Origin of the sequence: Pseudomonas sp. BLCC-B112, assembly GCF_028550695.1 — a bacterium.
GTDB classification, from domain to species: domain Bacteria; phylum Pseudomonadota; class Gammaproteobacteria; order Pseudomonadales; family Pseudomonadaceae; genus Aquipseudomonas; species Aquipseudomonas danubii.
The window spans coordinates 105,531-126,968 of sequence record NZ_JAQQGK010000005.1 but is presented as its reverse complement, the minus strand read 5'-3'; the positions used below and the strand labels follow the sequence as shown (position 1 = coordinate 126,968).

The 21,438-nt window shown below is 64.6% G+C and carries 23 protein-coding genes; 5 read left to right on the top strand and 18 right to left on the bottom strand.

Annotated features, from left to right (window positions below; translation table 11 throughout):
- Positions 1–2: 2 nt before the first annotated feature.
- Positions 3–908 carry a DMT family transporter gene (locus PQT43_RS14495; RefSeq protein ID WP_253084227.1) on the bottom strand — a complete coding sequence of 302 codons (906 nt, stop codon included), beginning with the start codon at positions 906–908 and terminating at the stop codon, positions 3–5.
- A 96-nt stretch (positions 909–1,004) separates the two neighbouring features.
- Between PQT43_RS14495 and PQT43_RS14490 the strand changes: the two genes are divergently transcribed.
- From PQT43_RS14490 to PQT43_RS14480, 3 genes are all read left to right on the top strand, one after another.
- Positions 1,005–1,793 carry an AraC family transcriptional regulator gene (locus tag PQT43_RS14490; RefSeq protein ID WP_102862949.1) on the top strand — a complete coding sequence of 263 codons (789 nt, stop codon included), beginning with the start codon at positions 1,005–1,007 and terminating at the stop codon, positions 1,791–1,793.
- Positions 1,794–1,864: 71 nt separating this feature from the next.
- Positions 1,865–2,164 carry a PsiF family protein gene (locus PQT43_RS14485; RefSeq protein WP_047335542.1) on the top strand — a complete coding sequence of 100 codons (300 nt, stop codon included), beginning with the start codon at positions 1,865–1,867 and terminating at the stop codon, positions 2,162–2,164.
- A gap of 337 nt (positions 2,165–2,501) precedes the next feature.
- Entirely contained in the window at positions 2,502–3,512 is a 1,011-nt protein-coding gene (locus PQT43_RS14480) for an AI-2E family transporter (RefSeq protein ID WP_102881980.1), read from the top strand.
- Positions 3,513–3,578: 66 nt separating this feature from the next.
- Here PQT43_RS14480 and PQT43_RS14475 read toward each other — a convergent pair whose 3' ends face one another.
- Positions 3,579–4,844, bottom strand: a complete 1,266-nt coding sequence (locus tag PQT43_RS14475; RefSeq protein ID WP_102862955.1) for an Hsp70 family protein — start codon at positions 4,842–4,844, stop codon at positions 3,579–3,581.
- A 297-nt stretch (positions 4,845–5,141) separates the two neighbouring features.
- On the opposite strand from PQT43_RS14475, the gene PQT43_RS14470 reads away from it, so the two are divergent.
- Both PQT43_RS14470 and PQT43_RS14465 read left to right on the top strand, forming a co-directional pair.
- Complete coding sequence (locus PQT43_RS14470) at positions 5,142–6,080, top strand: DnaJ C-terminal domain-containing protein (RefSeq protein WP_102882200.1); 939 nt, start codon at positions 5,142–5,144, stop codon at positions 6,078–6,080.
- 23 nt (positions 6,081–6,103) lie between these two features.
- Positions 6,104–6,406, top strand: a complete 303-nt coding sequence (locus tag PQT43_RS14465) for a chaperone modulator CbpM (protein ID WP_102862956.1) — start codon at positions 6,104–6,106, stop codon at positions 6,404–6,406.
- 174 nt (positions 6,407–6,580) lie between these two features.
- On the opposite strand, the gene PQT43_RS14460 is transcribed toward PQT43_RS14465, so the two are convergent.
- The 16 genes from PQT43_RS14460 to PQT43_RS14385 all read right to left on the bottom strand — a co-directional run bounded on the left by PQT43_RS14460 (position 6,581) and on the right by PQT43_RS14385 (position 21,398).
- Positions 6,581–7,708, bottom strand: a complete 1,128-nt coding sequence (locus tag PQT43_RS14460) for a sensor histidine kinase (protein WP_102862957.1) — start codon at positions 7,706–7,708, stop codon at positions 6,581–6,583.
- A 99-nt stretch (positions 7,709–7,807) separates the two neighbouring features.
- Positions 7,808–9,508, bottom strand: a complete 1,701-nt coding sequence (gene ureC, locus PQT43_RS14455) for an urease subunit alpha (protein ID WP_102881977.1) — start codon at positions 9,506–9,508, stop codon at positions 7,808–7,810.
- 108 nt (positions 9,509–9,616) lie between these two features.
- The gene (locus tag PQT43_RS14450) at positions 9,617–9,922 is read right to left on the bottom strand and encodes an urease subunit beta (RefSeq protein ID WP_102862959.1); all 306 of its coding nucleotides are present in this window, start codon (positions 9,920–9,922) and stop codon (positions 9,617–9,619) included.
- Positions 9,919–10,452 (bottom strand): GNAT family N-acetyltransferase, encoded by a 534-nt coding sequence (locus PQT43_RS14445; protein WP_272754194.1) that lies wholly within the window; start codon positions 10,450–10,452, stop codon positions 9,919–9,921. The genes PQT43_RS14450 and PQT43_RS14445 overlap by 4 nt, the downstream gene beginning before the upstream one ends.
- Before the next feature lie 7 nt (positions 10,453–10,459).
- Positions 10,460–10,993 (bottom strand): GNAT family N-acetyltransferase, encoded by a 534-nt coding sequence (locus PQT43_RS14440; protein ID WP_102881975.1) that lies wholly within the window; start codon positions 10,991–10,993, stop codon positions 10,460–10,462.
- Positions 10,994–11,002: 9 nt separating this feature from the next.
- Positions 11,003–11,305, bottom strand: a complete 303-nt coding sequence (locus PQT43_RS14435; RefSeq protein WP_102881974.1) for an urease subunit gamma — start codon at positions 11,303–11,305, stop codon at positions 11,003–11,005.
- A gap of 42 nt (positions 11,306–11,347) precedes the next feature.
- A complete protein-coding gene (locus PQT43_RS14430) occupies positions 11,348–12,187 on the bottom strand; it encodes an urease accessory protein UreD (RefSeq protein WP_102881973.1) in 840 nt (279 codons plus the stop codon).
- A 30-nt stretch (positions 12,188–12,217) separates the two neighbouring features.
- Entirely contained in the window at positions 12,218–12,916 is a 699-nt protein-coding gene (gene urtE / locus PQT43_RS14425) for an urea ABC transporter ATP-binding subunit UrtE (protein WP_102862963.1), read from the bottom strand.
- A gap of 139 nt (positions 12,917–13,055) precedes the next feature.
- Complete coding sequence (urtD, locus tag PQT43_RS14420; RefSeq protein WP_102881972.1) at positions 13,056–13,916, bottom strand: urea ABC transporter ATP-binding protein UrtD; 861 nt, start codon at positions 13,914–13,916, stop codon at positions 13,056–13,058.
- Complete coding sequence (gene urtC, locus PQT43_RS14415; RefSeq protein ID WP_102881971.1) at positions 13,913–14,992, bottom strand: urea ABC transporter permease subunit UrtC; 1,080 nt, start codon at positions 14,990–14,992, stop codon at positions 13,913–13,915. The genes urtD and urtC overlap by 4 nt, the downstream gene beginning before the upstream one ends.
- Positions 14,992–16,494: an urea ABC transporter permease subunit UrtB gene (gene urtB, locus PQT43_RS14410; protein ID WP_272754192.1), complete on the bottom strand. Its 1,503-nt coding sequence runs from the start codon at positions 16,492–16,494 to the stop codon at positions 14,992–14,994. Before urtB ends, urtC begins: the two co-directional genes overlap by 1 nt.
- A gap of 170 nt (positions 16,495–16,664) precedes the next feature.
- Complete coding sequence (gene urtA, locus PQT43_RS14405; protein ID WP_102862967.1) at positions 16,665–17,930, bottom strand: urea ABC transporter substrate-binding protein; 1,266 nt, start codon at positions 17,928–17,930, stop codon at positions 16,665–16,667.
- A gap of 268 nt (positions 17,931–18,198) precedes the next feature.
- Positions 18,199–18,498 carry a hypothetical protein gene (locus tag PQT43_RS14400; protein ID WP_102862968.1) on the bottom strand — a complete coding sequence of 100 codons (300 nt, stop codon included), beginning with the start codon at positions 18,496–18,498 and terminating at the stop codon, positions 18,199–18,201.
- A gap of 148 nt (positions 18,499–18,646) precedes the next feature.
- Complete coding sequence (locus PQT43_RS14395) at positions 18,647–19,657, bottom strand: FecCD family ABC transporter permease (RefSeq protein ID WP_272754191.1); 1,011 nt, start codon at positions 19,655–19,657, stop codon at positions 18,647–18,649.
- Positions 19,654–20,613 carry an ABC transporter substrate-binding protein gene (locus tag PQT43_RS14390; protein WP_123391274.1) on the bottom strand — a complete coding sequence of 320 codons (960 nt, stop codon included), beginning with the start codon at positions 20,611–20,613 and terminating at the stop codon, positions 19,654–19,656. The genes PQT43_RS14395 and PQT43_RS14390 overlap by 4 nt, the downstream gene beginning before the upstream one ends.
- Complete coding sequence (locus PQT43_RS14385; protein ID WP_102881966.1) at positions 20,610–21,398, bottom strand: ABC transporter ATP-binding protein; 789 nt, start codon at positions 21,396–21,398, stop codon at positions 20,610–20,612. The genes PQT43_RS14390 and PQT43_RS14385 overlap by 4 nt, the downstream gene beginning before the upstream one ends.
- Positions 21,399–21,438: the final 40 nt, after the last annotated feature.

The following is a 21,438-nucleotide window of genomic DNA, read 5'->3' as shown; positions in this document are numbered from 1 at the left end:
CCTCACTGTGGCCCTGTAGTCGCCGGCTTGCCGGCGACCGGCCCCAGCACCCTGGTCCAGCGTTCGGAAAGAACCACCCCGCCCAAGGTCAACAAGCCCCCCACCAAATGGAACCAGGCCAGTTGCTCATGCAGCACCACCGCGGCAATCAGCGCCGTGATCAACGGCAGCAGATTGAAAAACAGCGTGGTCCGGCTTGGCCCCAGGCGCACCACTGCCTGCATCCAGGCCAGGGGCGCGAGCATCGACGCCAGCAGGCAGGCATAGAGCACCAGCGGAATGTTCTGCAGGGTCGGGCCGACCTTGGGTGAGGCCAGGAACAACGGCAGCAGCACCAGCACCGCCACCAGCACCTGCAGGTACAGCAGCACCAGCGGCGGCAGGCGCAGTTGCCACTTCTTCAGCAAGGTGCTGTAGATCGCATAGGCCAGGGTGGCGATCAGCATCATCGCGTCACCCAGGTTGACCCCGTGTTGCAGCAGCGCAGCGAGGCTGCCGGAAGACACCACCACCAGCACCCCGGCAAAGGACAGCACGGCGCCTACCAGGGCCCCGGCGGTCAGGCGCTGGCCCAGGGCGGCAATGGCCATGGCCAGGGACATCAGCGGCATCAGGGAAAGAATGATGCCCATGTTGGTGGCCGAGGTCAGGGTCGCGGCGAAGTAGGCCAGGCTCTGATACACGGCCATGCCCAACACCCCGAGGATGAAGATCCGGCCCAGGTTGGGGCGGATCACCGGCCAGTGCCGCAGCACCGGCTTGAGCATGAACGGAGTGAATAGCAGGCCCGCCAGCAGCCAGCGGTAGAAGCCGATCTCTGCCGGGAAGATCGCACCCACTGCGAGTTTGTTGATCACGGTATTGCCGGCCCAGATAAAGATGGCCAGCAGTGGATAAGCGTATTGCATGGAAACAGCCAGACAGTTGATGAGGGCTGATTATCCTCCTGTCCGGATCAATGCCTATACTTCGAACCGGACAACCTGCCCTGACATCTGGACAGCATGAGCAAAAAACACATCGATCTCCTGGATTTCCACGGCCTGCCTGCGCCGGTGTACTTCCGCTATGCCGACTTCGCCGCCGACAGCCACGCCCTGGAGCACCGGCATCCCTGGGGCTGCCTGGAGTATTCGGCCCATGGTGTGATGCGCATGGACATCGCCGGCCGGCGCTTCATGTCGCCGCCACAGTACGCGGTCTGGGTGCCGCCGCAGACGCCCCACAGTTTCTACACTCCGCAACCGATCAACTACCGAGCGGTGCTGCTGGCGCCGGAACTGTGCACGGACCTGCCGAAGCAGGGCAGCACCCTGGCCATCAGCGAGATCCTCAAGGCGATCCTCAAGGACTTCGCCGCCCGGGACGTGCAGATCCCCGAGGGCGAGGCCGACCAGCGTCTGGCCCAGGTGGCGCTGGACCAATTGCGCCAGGCCCCGGTGCAAGACTGTTACCTGCCCTATGCCCGCAACCCCGAGCTGCTGCGGGTACTCCAGGCCCTGCAGGCCGAACCGGGCAACCACCAGCCCCTGGCCCACTGGGCGCAGCAGGCCCATGTCAGTGAACGGACCCTGGCCCGGCAGTTCGTTCGCGAGCTGGGCATGAGTTTCGGCGAATGGCGCCAACGCCAGCGCTTCCTCGCGGCCATCGAGGCCCTGGAAAGCACCCGCAGCGTCCAGGAAATCGCCTTCGACATGGGCTACAGCAGCGCCTCGGCGTTTATCGCGATGTTCCAGCGCCAGGCCGGCTGCACCCCCGAGCAGTACCGCCGGGCCAGCCTGCAGAACAGGTGAAGGTGTAACAGGCTTTGTCTACACTGCGCAGGAGGCCGTGCCCATCGGTGCGGTGACCAGGAGAAAACTCCATGAAGATGTTGCGTATCCCTTTGTTGATGGTGGGCCTGCTGCTTTGCTCCCAAGGTTTTGCCGCCACTGCCCAGCAAAACAAGATGACCACCTGTAATGCCGAGGCCACCGCCAAGGCCCTCAAGGGCGACGAGCGCAAGGCCTTCATGAGCACCTGCCTCAAGGCGGCTCCGGCGGCAGCAGCGACACCTTCCACGCCCCAGGAAAGAATGAAGAGCTGCAACGCCGACGCCACCGCCCAGGCCCTCAAGGGCGATGCGCGTAAGGCGTTCATGAGTGATTGCCTGAAGAAGAAATAAGTCAGCGTAGATACCGTCAGCGCGCCTCTCCAGACCGCCTTGGAGAGGCTCATTGCCTGCGCACCTCTGCCCAGGGCTGTTTCCTGAATCGTCGTTTTGTTGATCATCCCCTGCGTCTTAACGCCTGACGCTCTCCGAGCGGCACTACTGCGGTTACGATGTGCCGCTGCCCGATCTTTGTCTCTCGGTGTCCCGGACCCAAGGCGGCCTGAACCTTCGCCTGTCACAAGACTCCAGTACCCATGTAAGCCCATGCCCTTGGGGCGCCTGCCACTATTCCTCCGGGGTGAAGGCTGGCAGACTGCCGGTCTTTTCCCGCTGTTTGTCTTGAGGCTTTATGCCAGCGTTTTCACAGCGTCATCTGTTGTTCATCAGTTGGATCATCATCTTCGGTGGCCTGTTGCTGGCCTTGCCCATGCGTCTGTTGCCCAGCCTGCTGGCCGGTCTCTTGGTGTTCGAGCTGGTCAACATGCTCACCCCGCAACTGCAGCGGCTGATCGAAGGCCGGCGCGCGCGCTGGCTGGCGGTGGCCCTGCTGGGCACCCTGGTGGTCAGTCTGCTGACCCTGCTGTTCGCCGGGGCCATCAGTTTCCTGTTGCATGAAGCGGAAAACCCCGGGGCTTCGCTGGGCAAGTTCATGGTGGTGGTGGACAAGGCCCGCGGCCAGTTGCCGCCGTTCCTCGATTCCTACCTGCCGGCCAGTGCGGCCGAGTTCCAGACCGCCATCGGCGCCTGGGCCAGCAAGCACCTGAGCGAGTTGCAACTGGTGGGCAAGGACGCGGCGCACATGTTCGTGACCTTGCTGATCGGCATGGTCCTGGGGGCGATCATCGCCTTGCAGCGCATCCCCGACCTGACCAAGCGCAAGCCCCTGGCAGCGGCGCTGTTCGACCGCCTGCACCTGCTGGTCCAGGCGTTTCGCAACATCGTCTTCGCCCAGATCAAGATCTCCCTGCTCAACACTTTCTTCACCGGGATCTTCCTGGCGCTGATCCTGCCGCTGTTCGGGGTCAAGCTGCCGCTGACCAAGACCCTGATCGTGCTGACCTTCCTGCTGGGCCTGCTGCCGGTGATCGGCAACCTGATCTCCAACACCCTGATCACCATCGTCGGCCTGTCGCTGTCGATCTGGGTGGCGGTGGCGGCGCTGGGCTACCTGATCTTTATCCACAAGCTGGAATACTTCCTCAACGCGCGGATCGTTGGCGGGCAGATCAGTGCCAAGTCCTGGGAGCTGCTGCTGGCGATGCTGGTGTTCGAGGCCGCCTTCGGCCTGCCCGGAGTGGTGGCGGGGCCGATCTATTACGCGTACTTGAAGAGCGAGTTGAAGCTGGCGGGATTGGTTTGAATCTAGGTCGCCGGCCAGCCGGCTCCTACAACGGTCTGTAGGAGCCGGCTGGCCGGCGAGGCGGTTTCAGCCGTAACGCTTCTTGGCTTCGATGGCCAGACCGCTGCCGATGCTGCCGAAGATATTGCCTTCCACATGCCGGGCGTTGGGCAGCATGGCCGCCACGCTCTGGCGCAGCGCCGGAATACCGCTGGAACCGCCGGTGAAGAACACCGTGTCGACCTGGGCCACACCCACATTGGCATCGCTTAACAGTTGGGTGACGCTGGTGCGGATGCGCTCCAGCAAACCGTCGATGGAGGATTCGAACAGGGCCCGGCTCAGGTCGACGCTGAGGTCGCGCTCGATGCGGTCCAGGGCCACCAGGCGGTTCTCGGCGTGGGTCAGCTGGATCTTGGTTTCTTCCACTTCCATGGCCAGCCAGTGCCCGGCGCGCTGTTCGATCAGCTTGAACAGACGGTCGATGCCGCCGGTGTCCTCGATGTCGTAGCGCATGCTGCCCAGGGCCAGCTGGGACTTTTGCGAGTACACCGAGTTGATGGTGTGCCAGGTCGCCAGGTTCATGTGGTGGCTGGTGGGCATGTAGGCGCCGCTCTTCATCCGGCTGCCGTAGCCGAACAGCGGCATCACGCCCTGCAAGCTCAGTTGCTTGTCGAAGTCGGTACCGCCGACGTGCACGCCGCCAGTGGCGAGGATGTCGTCGTGACGGTTGTCGACGCCACGGCGCTCGGGGGACAGGCGCACCAGGGAAAAGTCCGAAGTACCACCGCCGATGTCGACGATCAGTACCAGCTCTTCGCGTTCGATGGTGGATTCGTAGTCGAAGGCCGCGGCGATGGGTTCGTACTGGAAGGACACTTCCTTGAAGCCGATCTTGCGCGCCACTTCCACCAGGGTGTCTTCGGCTTCCTGGTCGGCGGCGGCATCGTCATCGACGAAGAACACTGGGCGGCCCAGTACCACTTGCTCGAATTCCCGACCGGCGGTGGCTTCGGCGCGGCTTTTCAGCTGGCCGATGAACAGCCCCAAGAGGTCCTTGAACGGCATCGCGGTGCCCAGCACGCTGGTGTCGTGCTTGATCAGCTTGGAGCCCAGCAGGCTCTTCAGCGAGCGCATCAGCCGGCCTTCGTAGCCTTCCAGGTATTCGTGCAACGCCAGGCGGCCGTACACCGGACGGCGCTCCTCGATATTGAAGAACACCACCGAAGGCAGGGTGATCTTGTCGTCCTCCAGGGCGATCAGCGTCTCCTCGCCGGGGCGCAGCCAGCCGACGGTGGAGTTGGAGGTACCGAAGTCAATGCCGCAGGCACGGGCCGGGGTGGCGTTGTTCATGTCTTTGGATCCGGTGAAAAAAACGGCCGCGAAGCGTACGCCAGTCCTCGCGCGTTGCAAAGGCCGACTATCTGCTAAATCACCCCCTGTCGTGCCTTGAAAGACTATCCTTGACCCCCAAACTTGCAGGCATGGGCCGAGCAGCCACCAGGGATCACAAGATCCGCCCGCGGCTGCCGATAAACTTCTGATGCGCCGTTCAGTCAGAGGATTGAGATTGATCAATTCTCATGCTGCCAGACCGAGCATGCTGTGCTGCACGCCGCGCGACTTTGATAACGGATGGTGATTCCCTCGATGGACTTCAAAGACTATTACAAGATTCTCGGCGTGGAGCCGACAGCGGACGACAAGGCGATCAAGGCCGCCTATCGCAAGCTGGCGCGCAAATACCACCCCGACGTCAGTAAGGAAAAGGATGCCGAGGCCAAGTTCAAGGATGCCTCGGAAGCCTATGAAGCGCTGAAAAGCGCCGACAAGCGCGCCGAGTACGACGACCTGCGCAAGTACGGCCAGCACGGCCAGCCGTTCCAGGGGCCACCGGGCTGGCAGAGCCGTGGCGGCTTTGGCGGCGGCGACGGTGGGGACTTCTCGGACTTCTTCAGTTCGATCTTTGGTAACCGGGGGCCAGGATTCGGCGGCCCGGAGCAGCGCCGCAGCAGCGGTCGTCGTGGACAGGATGTGGAAATGGAACTGCCGATCTTTCTTGAAGAAACCCTGTCGAACGAGTCGAAGAAGATCAGCTTCCAGGTGCCGCAATACAACGCCAACGGGCAGCACGTCAGCAACACCAGCAAAAGCCTGAACGTGAAGATTCCGGCCGGGGTCACCGACGGCGAGCGCATCCGCCTCAAGGGCCAGGGCGCGCCGGGCGTGGGCGGCGGGGCCAATGGCGACCTGTACCTGACCATTCGTTTTGCGCCCCATCCGAAATTCGATGTCGAAGGCGAAAACCTGATCATCACCCTGCCGCTGGCCCCTTGGGAGCTGGCGTTGGGCACCGAGGTGGCGGTGCCGACCCTGACCGGCAAGATCAATCTCAAGGTCCCGGCCGGCAGCCAGAACGGCCAGCGCATGCGCGCCAAGGGGCATGGCCTGCTGAACAAGGCCGGCCAGCGTGGCTACCTGTTCGTCCAGCTCAAGGCGGTGATGCCCAAGCAGACCGGCGACGACGTCAAGGCGTTGTGGCAGGAACTGGCGAAGAAGGCCGCGTTCGACCCTCGGGAAAATTTCTGATTCGACACTAGGAGGCGCTGATCATGAGCACCCTGATCGTTCAGCTGGACATGGAAGAGTTCTGTGAAGTGGCCGACCTGTCGGCGGCCTACGTGATCGAAATCGTCGAACACGGCATCCTCGAACCTCAGGGGACGGCGCCCAAGGACTGGCGCTTCAATGATGTCGAACTGGCCCTGGCCAAGCGCGCGGCGAAGTTGCGCCGCGACCTGGACCTGGAGTGGGAAGGCGTCGCCCTGGCGTTGGACCTGCTGGACGAGGTGCGGCAACTGCGGGCGGAGAACCAGATGCTCAAGCAGCGCCTGGGCCGCCTGCTGCTGGACTGATGACCTGTAGCCGCTGCCGAGCGCCAGCGAGGCTGCGACCGGGCGTGCAGCGGCCGTAAAAACAGGCCGCTGCGGCGTGTCAGAAAAAAGCAGGTTGCGAGTACTGCGTCCTCGTTCGCAGCTTCGCTGGCGCTCAGCAGCGGCTACAGAGGGCAGCAGCAGTTATAGCGAGCCTCAGGCGCGGGAGACCCGCGGCAGGGTGACGGTGAAGGTGGTGCCGTCGCTCTCGTTGGAGCTGACCTCGATGCTGCCTTGGTGCGCGGTCACCACTTCCTTGACGATGAACAACCCCAGGCCAAGGCTGGTGCTGGTGCTGCCCAGTTCCTCATCGGCACTGCGTACCAAAGGATCGAACAGGGTGCCCAGGGCTTCCTTGGGAATCGGCGTGCCGTAATTGTGCACGGTCAACAGCACCTGTTCCGCACCGCCGGTAATGGTCACGGTCACGGTACGGCGGTTGCTGCCGTGTTGCAGGGCGTTGCCGATCAGGTTCTGCAGCATCTGTTCGATACGTCCCCGGTCCCAGATGCCATGGCTGTCACCTTCGAAGCTCAGTAACGGCGTGCAATCGGGCTGTCCTGCGCAGGCTTCGTCCATGGCCGCCTTGGCGGCGCTGGCCAGGTCCATGGGCGCGGGGTCGATGGGCAGGCCGTTGCCCAGGCGACTGCGGACGAACTCCAGCAAATCGCTGACCATGGCGCCCATGTGTCGGGTGCCGGTCTTGATGCGTGAGACAAAGGCCTGGGCGTCGCCATCCAGCGGCACTTTGCGCGCCAGCATCTCGGTGGACATGCTCACCGCCTGCAACGGTGCCCGCAGGTCGTGGCCGAGAATCGCCAGGAAGATGTCCCGTGAGCGGCTGACCTGCTCGGCATAGGCGCAGGTGGACTCGGCCAGGGCTTCGTCGATGGCTTCGTTGAAACGGATCATGTCCTGCAGGTGTTCCAGGTCCGGGGTTACCAGGCTGGCGACCCACAGACGGATCACACAGGCCCGCAGGTGGCGGAACTCGGACGTCATCTGCACCAGATCGAAACCCACGTGATGGCGCAGTTCGCCATGGCTGGCGGCGGCTGCATCCAGGCTCGGGGATTTCTCCGGGCCTTCGCCCCTGGCCTTGGCCAGCTGTTCACCCGGGCTCTGGGTGATGCGCATGTCCCGGGCGGCCGCCAGCAGGATCGAGGTGGCGTGATCCCGCAGGTCGCTGCGGGTCAGAGTGTCCGCGGCCAGGGTCCTGGCAAATTGTTCCCATTCATCAACGATTCGATCAACGTGCTGCACGATGAAATCGGACAGGCGCATAGCCGGGCACCTTATTGGGCAGAGAGTGGAAAACCGACACGCATCTTAGCGCCTTATCCACGGCTTCAACATCGCGCCTGCCCAGTGGCCGGGCACGCCTCAGAACAGGAAGTAACGCTGGGCCATGGGCAATACATCCGCCGGCTCGCACCACAGCAGTACCCCATCGGCCTTGACCTGATAGGTCTGCGGGTCGACCTCGATGTTCGGCAGGTAGTCATTGTGGATCAGGTCGCTTTTTTGCACGGTGCGACAGCCCTTGACCACGGCGATGCGCTTCTTCAGCCCCAATTGCTCCGGTACGCCGGCGTCCAGTGCGGCCTGGCTGATAAAGGTCAGGCTGGTGGCGTGGCGACTGCCGCCGAAGCTTGCGAACATCGGTCGGTAGTGCACCGGTTGCGGGGTCGGGATCGAGGCATTGGCGTCGCCCATCAGGCTAGCGGCAATGGCCCCGCCCTTGAGGATCAGGGTCGGCTTGACCCCAAAGAACGCTGGACGCCATAGCACCAGATCGGCCCATTTGCCCACTTCGATGGAGCCCACCTCATGGCTGATGCCGTGGGTGATGGCCGGGTTGATGGTGTACTTGGCGATGTAGCGCTTGACCCGGAAGTTGCTGTTGCCCGGGCCGTCGCCCGGCAGCGGGCCGCGCTGGCGGTGCATCTTGTCGGCGGTTTGCCAGGTGCGGGTCACCACCTCGCCGACCCGGCCCATGGCCTGGCTGTCGGAGCTGATCATCGAGAACGCGCCCAGGTCATGGAGGATGTCTTCGGCGGCGATGGTCTCGCGGCGGATGCGGCTCTCGGCGAAGGCCACGTCCTCGGCGATGCTCGGGTCCAGGTGGTGGCAGACCATGAGCATGTCCAGGTGCTCGTCGATGGTGTTGCGGGTGAAGGGCCGGGTCGGGTTGGTCGAGCTGGGCAGCACATTGGCGAAGCCGCAGGCCTTGATGATGTCCGGGGCATGGCCGCCGCCGGCACCTTCGGTGTGGTAGGTGTGGATGGTCCGGCCCTTGAAGGCGCCGAGGGTGGTTTCGACGAAGCCGGATTCGTTCAGCGTGTCGGTGTGGATTGCCACCTGCACGTCGTACTCATCGGCCACGCTCAGGCAGTTGTCGATACTGGCCGGGGTGCTGCCCCAGTCCTCGTGCAGCTTGAGGCCGATGGCCCCCGCCTTGACCTGTTCGATCAAGGGCTCCGGCAGGCTGGCGTTGCCCTTGCCGGTAAAACCGATGTTCATCGGGAAGGCGTCCGCGGCCTGGAGCATGCGCGCCATGTGCCAAGGTCCGGAGGTGCAGGTGGTGGCGTTGGTCCCGGTGGCCGGCCCCGTGCCGCCGCCGATCATGGTGGTGACCCCGCTCATCAGCGCCTCTTCGATCTGCTGCGGGCAGATGAAGTGGATATGGGTGTCGACGCCGCCGGCGGTGAGGATCATGCCTTCACCGGCGATGACCTCGGTGCTGGCGCCGATGGCGATGGTCACATCGGGCTGGATATCCGGGTTGCCGGCCTTGCCGATGGCGGCGATGCGCCCGTCCTTCAAGCCGACGTCAGCCTTGACGATGCCCCAGTGATCGATGATCAGCGCGTTGGTGATCAGGGTGTCCACCACATCGCACGCCAGCAGCTGGCTCTGGCCCATGCCGTCGCGGATCACCTTGCCGCCGCCGAACTTCACTTCTTCGCCGTAGGTGGTGAAGTCCTGCTCCACTTCGATCCACAGCTCGGTATCGGCCAGCCGCACCTTGTCGCCCACGGTAGGGCCGAACATATCGGCGTAGGCCTCACGGGAAATCTTCATCGCAGCTCCTTACAGAAACAGGTCTTGTAGGAGCCGGCTTGCCGGCGAAGGGGCCCGAAAGACCGCATTCGCCAGCAAGCTGGCTCCTATGTGCGTGGGGGCGAGGGATCAGAGGTCGCCCATGATGCGTCCGGCAAAACCGAACACCCGGCGCTTGCCGGCCAGATCCACCAGTTCCACTTCCCGGGTCTGTCCCGGTTCGAAGCGCACCGCGGTGCCGGCGGCGATGTTCAGGCGCATGCCGCGGCTGGCGGCGCGGTCGAAGGTCAGGGCGTCGTTGGTTTCGAAAAAGTGATAGTGGGAGCCGACCTGGATCGGCCGGTCGCCACTGTTGGCCACGCTGAGGGTCAAGGTGCGGCGCCCGGCATTGAGTTCGATCTCGCCGGGCTGGATCTGGTATTGGCCAGGAATCATAGGGGGGGTCCCAGGGTCTTGAAGTAGATGGCGGTGGCGGTGTAGGTGCCGTCCGGGCTCTGGCAGTAGTTGGGCAGCTCGCCAACCCGGGTGTAGCCCAGGGAGCGGTAGAAGTCCTCGGCCGCCGACCCTGCCTCAGTGTCCAGGTACAGCAGCCCGCGCTTGTGCTGGCGGGCGGCCTGCTCCAGGGCGTTCATCAGTTGCTGGCCCAGGCCGCGGCGCCGGGCGCTGTGCAGCACCTGGAGCTTTTGCACCTCGGCGCGGTTGCGCCCATTGGCCTTCATGCACAGCGCCAGTTGCACGCTGGCCAGGACCTTCTCATCGTGAACCACCACCCACAGCATCAGGCTGCCGTCCTCGACGCCTGCCTGCACGCTGCCGAGGTAATCCCGGGCCTGGCTGTCGTCCAGATCGGCCATGAAGCCGATGGACGCGCCGTGGTGCACCGAATCCAGCAGCAGGTCGATCAATCCTTGACGGTAATGGGCAAAGCTTTCTCCATGGACTCGGCGCAGTTGGGCGGCGTTCATCGAGAGGTCACTCCTTGTGAGGGGCGGGCGGTTGTGCCCCAGGGTTGAGAATCAGCTGCATGAAGGTCAGGTCCAGCCAGCGGCCGAACTTGGTGCCCACCTGGGGCATCTGCCCGGTACTGATGAAACCGAAGCGCTCATGCAGACGGATCGAGGCGGCGTTGGCGCTCTCGATGGCGGCCACCATCACGTGCTTGTCACAGCCACGGGCACGTTCCAGCAGCACCGCCATCAGCTGTGGACCCAGGCCGTTGCCGCGCTGGTCGCGGCGGACATAGACCGAATGTTCCACGGTGTGGCGAAAGCCGTCGAAGGGTCGCCAGTCGCCGAAGGAAGCGTAGCCGAGCACCTGCTCCTCGGCGTTGACGATCACCAGGATCGGGTAGCCCTGGGCCTGGCGTGCGCTGAACCAGGCTTGGCGGTTGCCCAGGTCCACCGGCGAGTCGTTCCAGATCGCCGTGGTATTGAGCACGGCGTCGTTGTAGATGTCGCGGATCGCCGGCAGGTCGGCGTGCAATGCGTCGCGGATGCGATAGGTCATGGCGCGGCCTCAGGCGATGGGTTGGTGGACGGTGACCAGCTTGGTGCCGTCGGGGAAGGTGGCCTCGACCTGGATCTCCGGGATCATCTCCGGGATGCCTTCCATCACCTGTTCACGGCTCAGCAGCGTGGTGCCGTAGTGCATCAGTTCAGCCACGGTCTGGCCATCCCGGGCGCCTTCGAGCAGCGCCGCGGAAATAAAGGCCATGGCTTCCGGGTAATTGAGCTTGAGGCCGCGAGCCAGTCGCCGCTCGGCCACCAGGCCGGCGGTGAAGATCAGCAGCTTGTCTTTTTCGCGTGGGGTCAGGTCCATCGTGATCAATCCGTTGTTGGGCAGTTGAAAAAAGAGTCGGCGTCAGGTGTTCCAGATCCTCGGCGGCACGGCCTCGCGGCCCAGCAACGCCGGGCGCAGCAGGCGCCACAGGTCGATCAGCCAGGCCCGGGCCTGCAGGGCTTCACTGGCCAGGCAGCGGGCCACCAGCAGGCCCGGCAGTTGGCTCAGATCGCCACGTACCGGGTGTTCCAGGGCGCGGCAGCGCTCCAGCAGTTGGCTGTCGATTTCACCGGTCACCAGCAAGGTGGCGAACACTGGCTGGCCGTCCAGGCCGATGGGGGAATCCAGCAGGCCGTCGCCGCCTTTGATGCGCTGGCGCTCATGCCAGAGCGGTCGGCCGTCGCGCTGGATATCCAGGTGAGCCTGGAAGTGCCCTTGCTCGAAGCGCTCGCCACTGGCCGGGCGTCCCAGGGCCACGACATCCCAGTAGAACAGCCGGGCATCGCCTTGCAGTTCGATCAGGGTGGTCAGTTCGGCCTGGGCGGCGCTGAAGACAATGGTTTCCTGGGGCAGCCATTCCAGGGTCGCCCCCGGCGCCACTTGCAGCCTCAGGGTCTGGCTGGCAGGACCGGTGGCGCGGTACCACTTGGCGGCACCGGGGCTGGTCAGCTGTGCCCAGGCGCCGCGCTCGACCCGGGCACTGATGGCCAGCCGGTCGCCGCCGGCGATGCCGCCGGGTGGGTGGACGATGATGTGCTGGCACACCTCGGGGCCTTCGGCATACAGGTGCTTCTGCACCCGCAGCGGGCCCAGGTGGCGACGCAGCACCGGGCGCGTGGTGGCGCCGAAACGGGCATAGGCCAGTTCCAGCTCGGCGTGCCAGCTGGGGGTGAACAGGGCGGTGGCGGCAGGTGAGTTCATGCTGGGTCGTTATCGTTAGGAAGCTACAGATTAGATCGTAACCAGGCCGCGTACACCTTCTGCCTGCATATTTTCCCCGCGGCCCTGCTGGACGATTTCGCCCCGGGACATCACCAGGTACTGGTCCGCCAGTTCGGCGGCAAAGTCGTAGAACTGTTCCACCAGCACAATGGCCATATCGCCCCGGGCGGCGAGTTGCTTGATCACCGCGCCGATCTCCTTGATCACCGAGGGTTGGATGCCTTCGGTGGGCTCATCGAGGATCAGCAGCCGGGGGCGGCTGGCCAGGGCGCGACCGATGGCCAGCTGTTGCTGCTGGCCGCCGGAGAGGTCGCCGCCACGGCGCTGCTTCATCTGCAACAGCACCGGGAACAGTTCGTAGATGAAGGCCGGCACTTCCCTGGCCTGGGAGCCGGGGAAGCGGGACAGGCCCATCAGCAGGTTTTCCTCCACGCTCAGGCGGCCGAAGATTTCCCGGCCCTGGGGCACGTAGGCGATCCCGGCGTTGACCCTCTGGTGGGGCTTGTAGCCGGTGATGGTCCGGCCCTCCCAGTTGACCGCGCCTTCCTTGACCGGCAGCAGGCCCATCAGGCATTTGAGCAGGGTGGTCTTGCCCACGCCGTTACGTCCCAGCAGGCAGGTGACTTCGCCGATCCGGGCTTCGAAACTCAGGCCGCGCAGGATGTGGCTACCGCCGTAGTATTGGTGCAGCTGGTCGACTTGCAGCATGTTCGGATTCCTTCAAAAACCTGTAGCCGCTGCCGCAGGCTGCGACAAGGTCCACAGGACCTTCATGGGCCTTGCAGAGCACGTCCTCTTCAAGGCTGATCGCAGCCTGCGGCAGCGGCTACAAAGGTGGTTGGTTGGGTCAGCGGCCGAGGTACACCTCGATCACCCGCTCGTTTTCCTGCACCTGCTCCAGCGACCCTTCGGCCAGCACGCTGCCCTGGTGCAGCACGGTGACGTGGTCGGCAATCGAGCCGACAAAGCCCATGTCGTGCTCCACCACCATCAGCGAATGCTTGCCCGCCAGGGTCTTGAACAGCTCGGCGGTGAACTCGGTCTCGGCGTCGGTCATGCCCGCCACTGGCTCGTCCAGCAACAGCAGTTGCGGGTCTTGCATCAGCAGCATGCCGATCTCCAGGAACTGCTTCTGACCGTGGGACAGCAAGCCGGCCTGACGCTGGGCCGAAGGGCTCAGGCGAATGGTCTCCAGCACCTGGGCGATGCGGTCTTTCTGTTCGCCGCTCAGGCGCGCCCCGAGGCTGGCCCACACCGACTTGTCGGTCTTCTGCGCCAGCTCCAGGTTCTCGAACACGCTCAGGGCCTCGAACACCGTGGGCTTCTGGAACTTGCGGCCGATCCCGGCCTGGGCGATCTGCACTTCGCTCATCCGGGTCAGGTCCAGGGTTTCGCCGAACCAGGCCTTGCCCTGGGTGGGGCGGGTCTTGCCGGTGATCACGTCCATCAGGGTGGTCTTGCCGGCGCCGTTGGGGCCGATGATGCAGCGTAGCTCGCCGACGCCGATGTACAGGTTGAGGTCGTTGAGGGCCTTGAAACCGTCGAAGCTGACGCTGATGTCTTCCAGGGTCAGGAGGGTGCCGTGGCGGGTGTTGAGGCCCTTGCCGGCGGCGTGTCCGAGGCCGATGGCGTCGCGGCTGGCGCCGGCGTCCTTGTTGGCGTCGAGAATGGGTTCGAGCATGAAGTCCGCGGTGGCTGTGACTCTCATTGTTCACCTCGTTTCTTCAGCAGGCCGATCACGCCCTTGGGCAGGTACAGGGTCACCACGATGAACAGGGCGCCGAGGCAGAACAGCCAATATTCGGGGAAGGCCACGGTGAACCAGCTCTTCATGCCGTTCACCAGCCCGGCGCCCAGCAGCGGCCCGATCAGCGTGCCGCGTCCGCCCAGGGCCACCCACACGGCGGCTTCGATGGAGTTGGTGGGGGACATCTCGCTGGGGTTGATGATGCCCACCTGGGGCACATACAGGGCCCCGGCCAAGCCACAGAGCACCGCGCTCAAGACCCAGACGAACAGCTTGAAGCCACGCGGGTCGTAGCCGCAGAACATCAGGCGGTTCTCGGCATCGCGCAGGGCGGTCAGCACCCGGCCGAACTTGCTCCGGGCCAGGCGCCAGCCCAGGTACAGGCTGGCCACCAGCAGCAGCACCGTGGCCAGGAACAGCACCGCGCGAGTCCCGGGTTCGGTGATGCCAAAACCCAGGATGCTGCGGAAATTGGTGAAGCCGTTGTTGCCGCCAAAACCGGTCTCGTTACGGAAGAACAGCAGCATTCCGGCAAACGTCAGGGCCTGGGTCATGATCGAGAAGTACACGCCCTTGATCCGCGAGCGGAAGGCGAAGAAACCGAACACCAGGGCCAAGAGACCCGGCGCCAGCACCACCAGGCACAGGGCCCAGAGGAAGTGGTTGGTGCCGGTCCAGTACCAGGGCAGTTCGCTCCACGAAAGGAAGGTCATGAACGCTGGCAGGCCGTCGCCTGCTGCCTGGCGCATCAGGTACATGCCCATGGCGTAGCCGCCCAGGGCGAAGAACAGGCCGTGGCCCAGGGACAGCAGCCCGGCGTAGCCCCAGACCAGGTCCAGGGCCAGGGCGACAATGGCGTAGCAGAGGATCTTGCCCACCAGGGTCAGGGTGTAGGCCGAGACCTGCAGCGGGTTGTCCGCCGGCAGCAGTGACAACAGCGGCAAGGCCAGCAGCACCAGGAGCAGCAGCGCGCCGACGGCGATCGTGACCTTGGGCCCGGCTTTCTGGGTGGCGGTAATGAGCAGTGGTTGATTCATCAGTCGATCACCCGTCCTTTGAGTGCGAAGAGTCCTTGCGGGCGTTTCTGGATGAACAGAATGATCAGCGCCAGGATGAGGATCTTGCCCAGTACGGCGCCGATCTGCGGTTCGAGGATCTTGTTCGCCACCCCCAGGCCAAAGGCCGCCAGCACGCTGCCGGCCAGTTGCCCGACGCCGCCGAGCACCACCACCAGGAACGAGTCGATGATGTAGCTCTGGCCCAGGTCCGGGCCAACGTTGCCGACCTGGCTCAGGGCCACGCCACCAAGGCCGGCGATGCCCGAGCCGAGGCCGAAGGCGAGCATGTCCACGTGGCCGGTGGGCACGCCGCAGCACGCGGCCATGTTGCGGTTCTGGGTCACTGCTCGCACGTTCAGGCCCAGGCGGGTCCTGTTCAGCAGCAGCCAGGTGAGCACGACAACGAACAGCGCGAAGGCGATGATCACGATGCGGTTGTAGGGCAGTACCAGATTGGGCAATACCTGGATGCCGCCGGAGAGCCAGGCCGGGTTCGCCACCTCGACGTTCTGCGCGCCGAACAGCAGGCGCACCAGTTGGATCAGCATCAGGCTGATGCCCCAGGTGGCCAGCAGGGTTTCCAGGGGCCGGCCATACAGATGACGGATCACCATGCGTTCCAGGGCCATGCCGATCCCGGCGGTGACGAAGAACGCCACCGGCAGTGCCAGCAGCGGGTAGTACTCGATGGCTTGTGGGGCGTAGCGCTGGAACAGCAGCTGCACCACGTAGGTGGCGTAGGCGCCGAGCATCAGCATCTCGCCGTGGGCCATGTTGATCACCCCCAGCAGGCCGAAGGTGATGGCCAGGCCCAGGGCCGCCAGCAGCAGGATCGAACCCAGGGACAAGCCGCTGAAGGCCTGGCCGAGGACTTCACCCACCAGCAGCTTGCGCTTGACCTGGGCCAGGCTGGTTTCGGCGGCGGTGCGCACATTGGCATCGGCCTCGACCCCGGGTTGCAGCAGGCCTTCGAGGCGGGTGCGGGCCAGTGGGTCGCCGGTTTCCCCCAAAAGGCGCACGGCGGCCAGACGCACCGCCGGGTCGCTGTCCACCAGTTGCAGGTTGGCCAGGGCCAGGCTCAGGGCGGCGTGCACGCCGGGGTCTTGCTCGGCGGCGAGCTGGGCATCGAGGAATTTCAATTGCGCCGGCTTGGCGCTTTTCTGCAATTGGCGGGCGGCGGCCAGCCGGCTCTGGGCGTCGGCGGCGAGCAGTTGGTGGCTGGCCAGGGCGCTGTCGATCAGGCCCCGCAAGCGGTTGTTCAGGCGCAGGGGCTTGGTTTCGCCGGCCATGCTCAGTTGGCCTTGTTGCAGGGCCATGAGCAGTTCCAGGCGCGCCGGGTCGGGCTGCGCGGCCCAGCTTTCCAGAAGCCGGGCCTGTTCGCTGGAGTTGCCGGCGACGAAGTCTTCGGCGTCGCCGGCCTGGGCGGCCATGGGCAGCAGCAACAGGCAGGCGAGGATCAAACGGTAGAGGGCAGTGGGCATATCAGTGGCCTTGCGCGTAGCGTGGTTCTGTAGCCGCTGCCGCAGGCTGCGATGAGGTCCGCAGAACCTTCAAAGGCCTCAAGAGCACGTGCTCTTCGAGGCCGATCGCAGCCAGCGGCAGCGGGTACAGGGGGTGTGCCGGGCCTGAAGGCTTGGCGTCCATCCGGCGATCAGTTGCTCTTGACCGCGTAGTCCGGCTTTTTGTCGTTGCCCGGTATGTACGGGCTCCAGGGCTGGGCGCGGATCGGGCCTTCGGTCTGCCACACCACGTTGAACTGACCGTCCGGCTGGATCTCGCCGATCATCACCGGCTTGTGCAGGTGGTGGTTGGTCTTGTCCATGGTCAGGGTGTAGCCCGAGGGCGCGGCGAAGGTCTGCCCGGCCAGGGCTTCGCGGACCTTGTCGACATCGGTGGACTTGGCTTTCTCCACCGCCTGGGCCCACATGTGAATGCCGACGTAAGTGGCTTCCATCGGGTCGTTGGTCACGGCCTTGTCTGCCCCCGGCAGGTTCTTGGCCTTGGCGTAGGCCTTCCAGGCGGCGACGAACTTCTGGTTCACCGGGTTATCCACCGATTCGAAGTAGTTCCACGCCGCGAGGTTGCCCACCAGCGGCTTGGTGTCGATGCCGCGCAGTTCTTCTTCGCCCACCGAGAACGCCACCACCGGCACGTCGGTGGCCTTCAGGCCCTGGTTGGCCAGTTCCTTGTAGAAGGGCACGTTGGAATCGCCGTTGACCGTGGAGATCACCGCGGTCTTGCCGCCGGCGGAGAACTTCTTGATGTTGGCGACGATGGTTTGATAGTCGCTGTGGCCGAAGGGGGTGTAGACCTCTTCGATGTCCTTGTCGGCCACGCCCTTGGCGTGCAGGAACGAACGCAGAATCTTGTTGGTGGTGCGCGGGTAGACGTAGTCGGTGCCCAGCAGGAAGAAGCGCTTGGCGCTGCCACCGTCTTCGCTCATCAGGTACTCCACCGCCGGGATCGCCTGCTGGTTAGGTGCGGCGCCGGTGTAGAAGACGTTGGGCGACATTTCTTCGCCTTCGTACTGCACCGGGTAGAACAGCAGGCCGTTGAGCTCTTCGAACACCGGCAGCACCGATTTGCGCGACACCGAAGTCCAGCAGCCGAACACCACCGCCACCTTGTCCTGGGTCAGCAACTGCCGGCCCTTTTCGGCGAACAGCGGCCAGTTGGACGCCGGGTCTACCACCACCGGTTCCAGCAGCTTGCCGTTGACCCCGCCCTTGGCGTTGATCTCGTCAATGGTCATCAGCGCCATGTCTTTGAGCGAGGTTTCAGAGATCGCCATGGTCCCCGACAGGGAATGCAGGATACCGACCTTGATGGTCTCGGCGGCCTGGACGGTCCAGGTCATGCCCATCGCGGCAATGCTTGCCGAGAGAGTGAAAGCCTTGAGCAAACTACGACGCTTCATTGTGCGATCTCCATGAACTCTTGATTTTTTCAGGTGGTAGATGCGACTTCTCAGGCGCAGCGAAAACGCAGTAGTTTTCACTCCGCCTGTGCTGAAGGGCTGTTTTGCAAGGGATGTGCCGAGTCGCCGCAGGGCATGAAAACGTCGGTCTTAGCGGCAGTGAGCGGCTAGGTGATGCCCCAAGAGGAGGCTTTGCGCAGAGGATGGTGCGCAGGGATGCGTCATTGTGGTGCTGCCGCAGAGCGGCAGCCTGGGTCAGCCAGGGGCTTCAGTTAACCCCAGGGAAGGAGTCGACGTATTTGATGGTGAAATCGGGAAAGGAGTCGACGATCTGGATCTTGTAATCGGGAAAGCTGTTGACGATCTTCCACTTGCCCGGCGCGTCGGCAAAGGAGTTGACCTGCTTGACCTTCAGATCGGGAAAGGAGTTCACCACCTTGACCTTGTAGTCGGGGAAGCTGTTGACGATCTGGATGTTGCCGTAGATTTTCGAGACGTCGACCGAGGTGCCGGCCTGGGCGCCAAGGGTGGTGCCGAGCAGCAAGGCCAAGAATGCGGTTCTGAACATGAGACTCATCCTGAGAGATCCAAGCGCGCGATCTTAAAGCAAGGGCGACGATTGTAGGAGCTGGCTTGCCAGCAAAGAGGCCCTCGAACCTGGCACAAGGCTCACGGGCGCCTTCGCCGGCAAGCCGGCTCCTACAGCGGCGGGTGGATCAGCGGCGGCGCATCAGGCCGATGAAGAACAGCCCGCCAATGGCCGCGGTGGCCACGCCGATGGGCAGGTCCTCAGGGGCGATCAGGGTACGCGCGGCGACGTCGACCCAGACCAGGAACAGGCTGCCCAGCAGCACGCACGCTGGCAGCAAGCGGCGATGTTCGGCGCCCACCAGGCGCCGGGCGATGTGCGGCACCATCAGCCCGACAAAGCCGATGGAGCCGCTGATGGACACCAGCACCCCGGTCATCAGCGAGGCGATCAGGAACACCTTCAGGCGGACGTTGCGTGCGTTCAGGCCCAGGGTCACGGCGGTCTGTTCCCCGGCCATCAAGGCATTCAGCGGCCGTGCCATGCCCAGCAGCAACCCCAGCCCCAGCAGCACGCTGGCGGCAGGAATCGTCAGCAGTTCCCAACGCGCCAGGCCCAGGCCGCCGAGCATCCAGAACATCACCGCCGAGCTGGCCCGGTGATCACCCATGAACAGCAGCAGATTGGCCACCGCCATCATCACGAAGGACACCGCCACCCCGCACAGCAGCAGGCGGTCGCTGTCCAGGCGCCCGTTGCGCGCGGCGATGCCCAGCACCAGGAGCATGCTCGCCAGGGCGCCGATAAAGGCCGCCAGGGGCAGGGTCAAGAGGCCGATGACCTGCCCCAGGTGCAGCACCACGATCACCGCGCCGAGGGTGGCGCCGGAGGTCACCCCCAGCAGGTGCGGGTCGGCCAGGGGATTGCGGGTCACGGCCTGCAGCACCGCGCCGATCAGCGCCAGCCCGGCGCCGACCAAAGCGCCGAGGAGCATGCGCGGGACGCGGATCAGCCAGACGATATGCTCCTGGCCCGGGCTCCAGTCCACCGTACCCAGGCCCAGGGCCTTGTGCAGGAGAATCCGCCAGACCACCTCCGCCGGCACCCGCGCCGGGCCAAACCCCAGGGACAGCACGCAGGACACCAGCAGCAGGGCGCCGAGGGTCAGTAACAGACAGGCATAACGACCCTTGATCATTCGCCGTGGAAACCCTTGGCCAGGGTTTCCACGGCCAGCACGTTGTCGATGCCCGGGGTGGCTTGCACATAAGGAATGACGATGAAGCGTTGGTTCTTGATCGCGTCGACTCCTTGCAGGGCCTGGTTGTTCAGCAGGAACTGCTGCTTCTGCTCGGCCGTGACTTCGCTGTAATCGACGATGACGATCACCTGCGGGTTGCGCTCGACCACCGTCTCCCAGTTGATCCGGGTCCAACTGGCCTCGACGTCATCGAGAATGTTGCGCCCGCCAGCGGCATCGATCAGGGCCTGGGGCATGCCCAGGCGGCCCGAGGTCATGGCGCGGTCTTCGCCGCTGTCGTAGAGGAACACCCGGGGCGGGTCCTTGGGCAGGTCCTTCTGTACCTCGGCGACCTGCTCCTGCATCTGCGCGATCAGCGCGTTGGCCCGGTCCTGCACGTCGAAGATCCGCCCCAGGTTGCGCAGGTCGTTGTAGGTGTCCTCGAGGCTGGCCGCCGGACGTTTCATCACGAAGGCACAGGACTCGGTCAGCTCATAGACGTTGATCCCCAGCGGCGCCAGGGTCTGCGGCGTGAGGTCGCCGCCGACGCGCATGCCGTAGTCCCAGCCGGCGAACAGGAAGTCGACGTTGGCGTTGAGCAGGGTTTCCACCGACGGGTACTTGGCCGCCAGCTCCGGCAGACCGTCGAGCAAGGTGCTCATTTGCGGGGTCACGGCCTTCCAGCCACTGACGCCGCTGTAGCCCACCATCCGCGACTTGAGCCCCAGGGCGAGCATCATCTGAGTCATGTTGATGTCATGGCTGAGGGCGTGTTGCGGCGCTTGCTTGAAGGTCACTTCACGGTTGCAGCTGGTGATGGTCAGCGGGTAGTGGGTCGCTTCGGCGAAGGCTTGGGCGGTGCCCAGGAACAGGGTCAGGGCGAGGCCGGAGCGGAGCAGGGAGCGCAAGGTCATGGTTGAGTGATCCAGGTGATTCGTGGGTAGCCGGACAGGGGGTGGGCGTCGATCAGCGCCTCGACGCCGAAGACGTTGCGCAGCAGATCGACCGTGAGCACTTCGGTGGGAGTGCCGCTGGCGACGATGCGTCCGTGATCGAGGACATACAGCCGGTCGCAGAAGGCCGCGGCCAGGTTCAGGTCATGGATGCTCGCCAGGGTGCCGATGCCCAGGCGCTTGACCCGTTGCAACAACTCCAGCTGGTAGCGCGGGTCGAGGTGGTTGGTCGGTTCATCGAGGATCAGCAGTTGCGGGCGCTGGGCCAGGGCCCGGGCCAGGATCACCCGTTGTTTCTCGCCCCCGGACAAGGTGGCGAAAGCATGGTCTTCGAAGCCCAGCAGGCCCACCGACTCCAGGGCCTCGCGGGCGATGCGCCGGTCTTGTTCGGTGTCGCCGTCGAACAGGCCTTTGTGCGGCGTGCGGCCCATGGCGACCACTTCCTCCACCGTCAGGCCGAAGGCGTCGGGGAACTCCTGGAGCACCACGGCGATGCGTTGCGCGCACCAGCGTGGCGATTGCTTCCACACATTCTGATGCTCAAGCTGCACCTCGCCCTGCTGCGGCTTGCTGAAGCGATAGGCGCAGCGCAGCAGGCTGGTCTTGCCGCTGCCGTTGGGCCCGATCAGGCCGACGAACTCGCCGGCCGCCACGTGCAGGCTGGCCTCACGCAGTTGGAACTGGTGATGGCAGTGGCCCTGGCCCAGGGGTGTCCAGGCCAGGTTGGTGAGGTTCAGCGAGGTCATGCGGTGTCCGTGTGATCCCCGTGCCGTAGCGCCAGGTGGG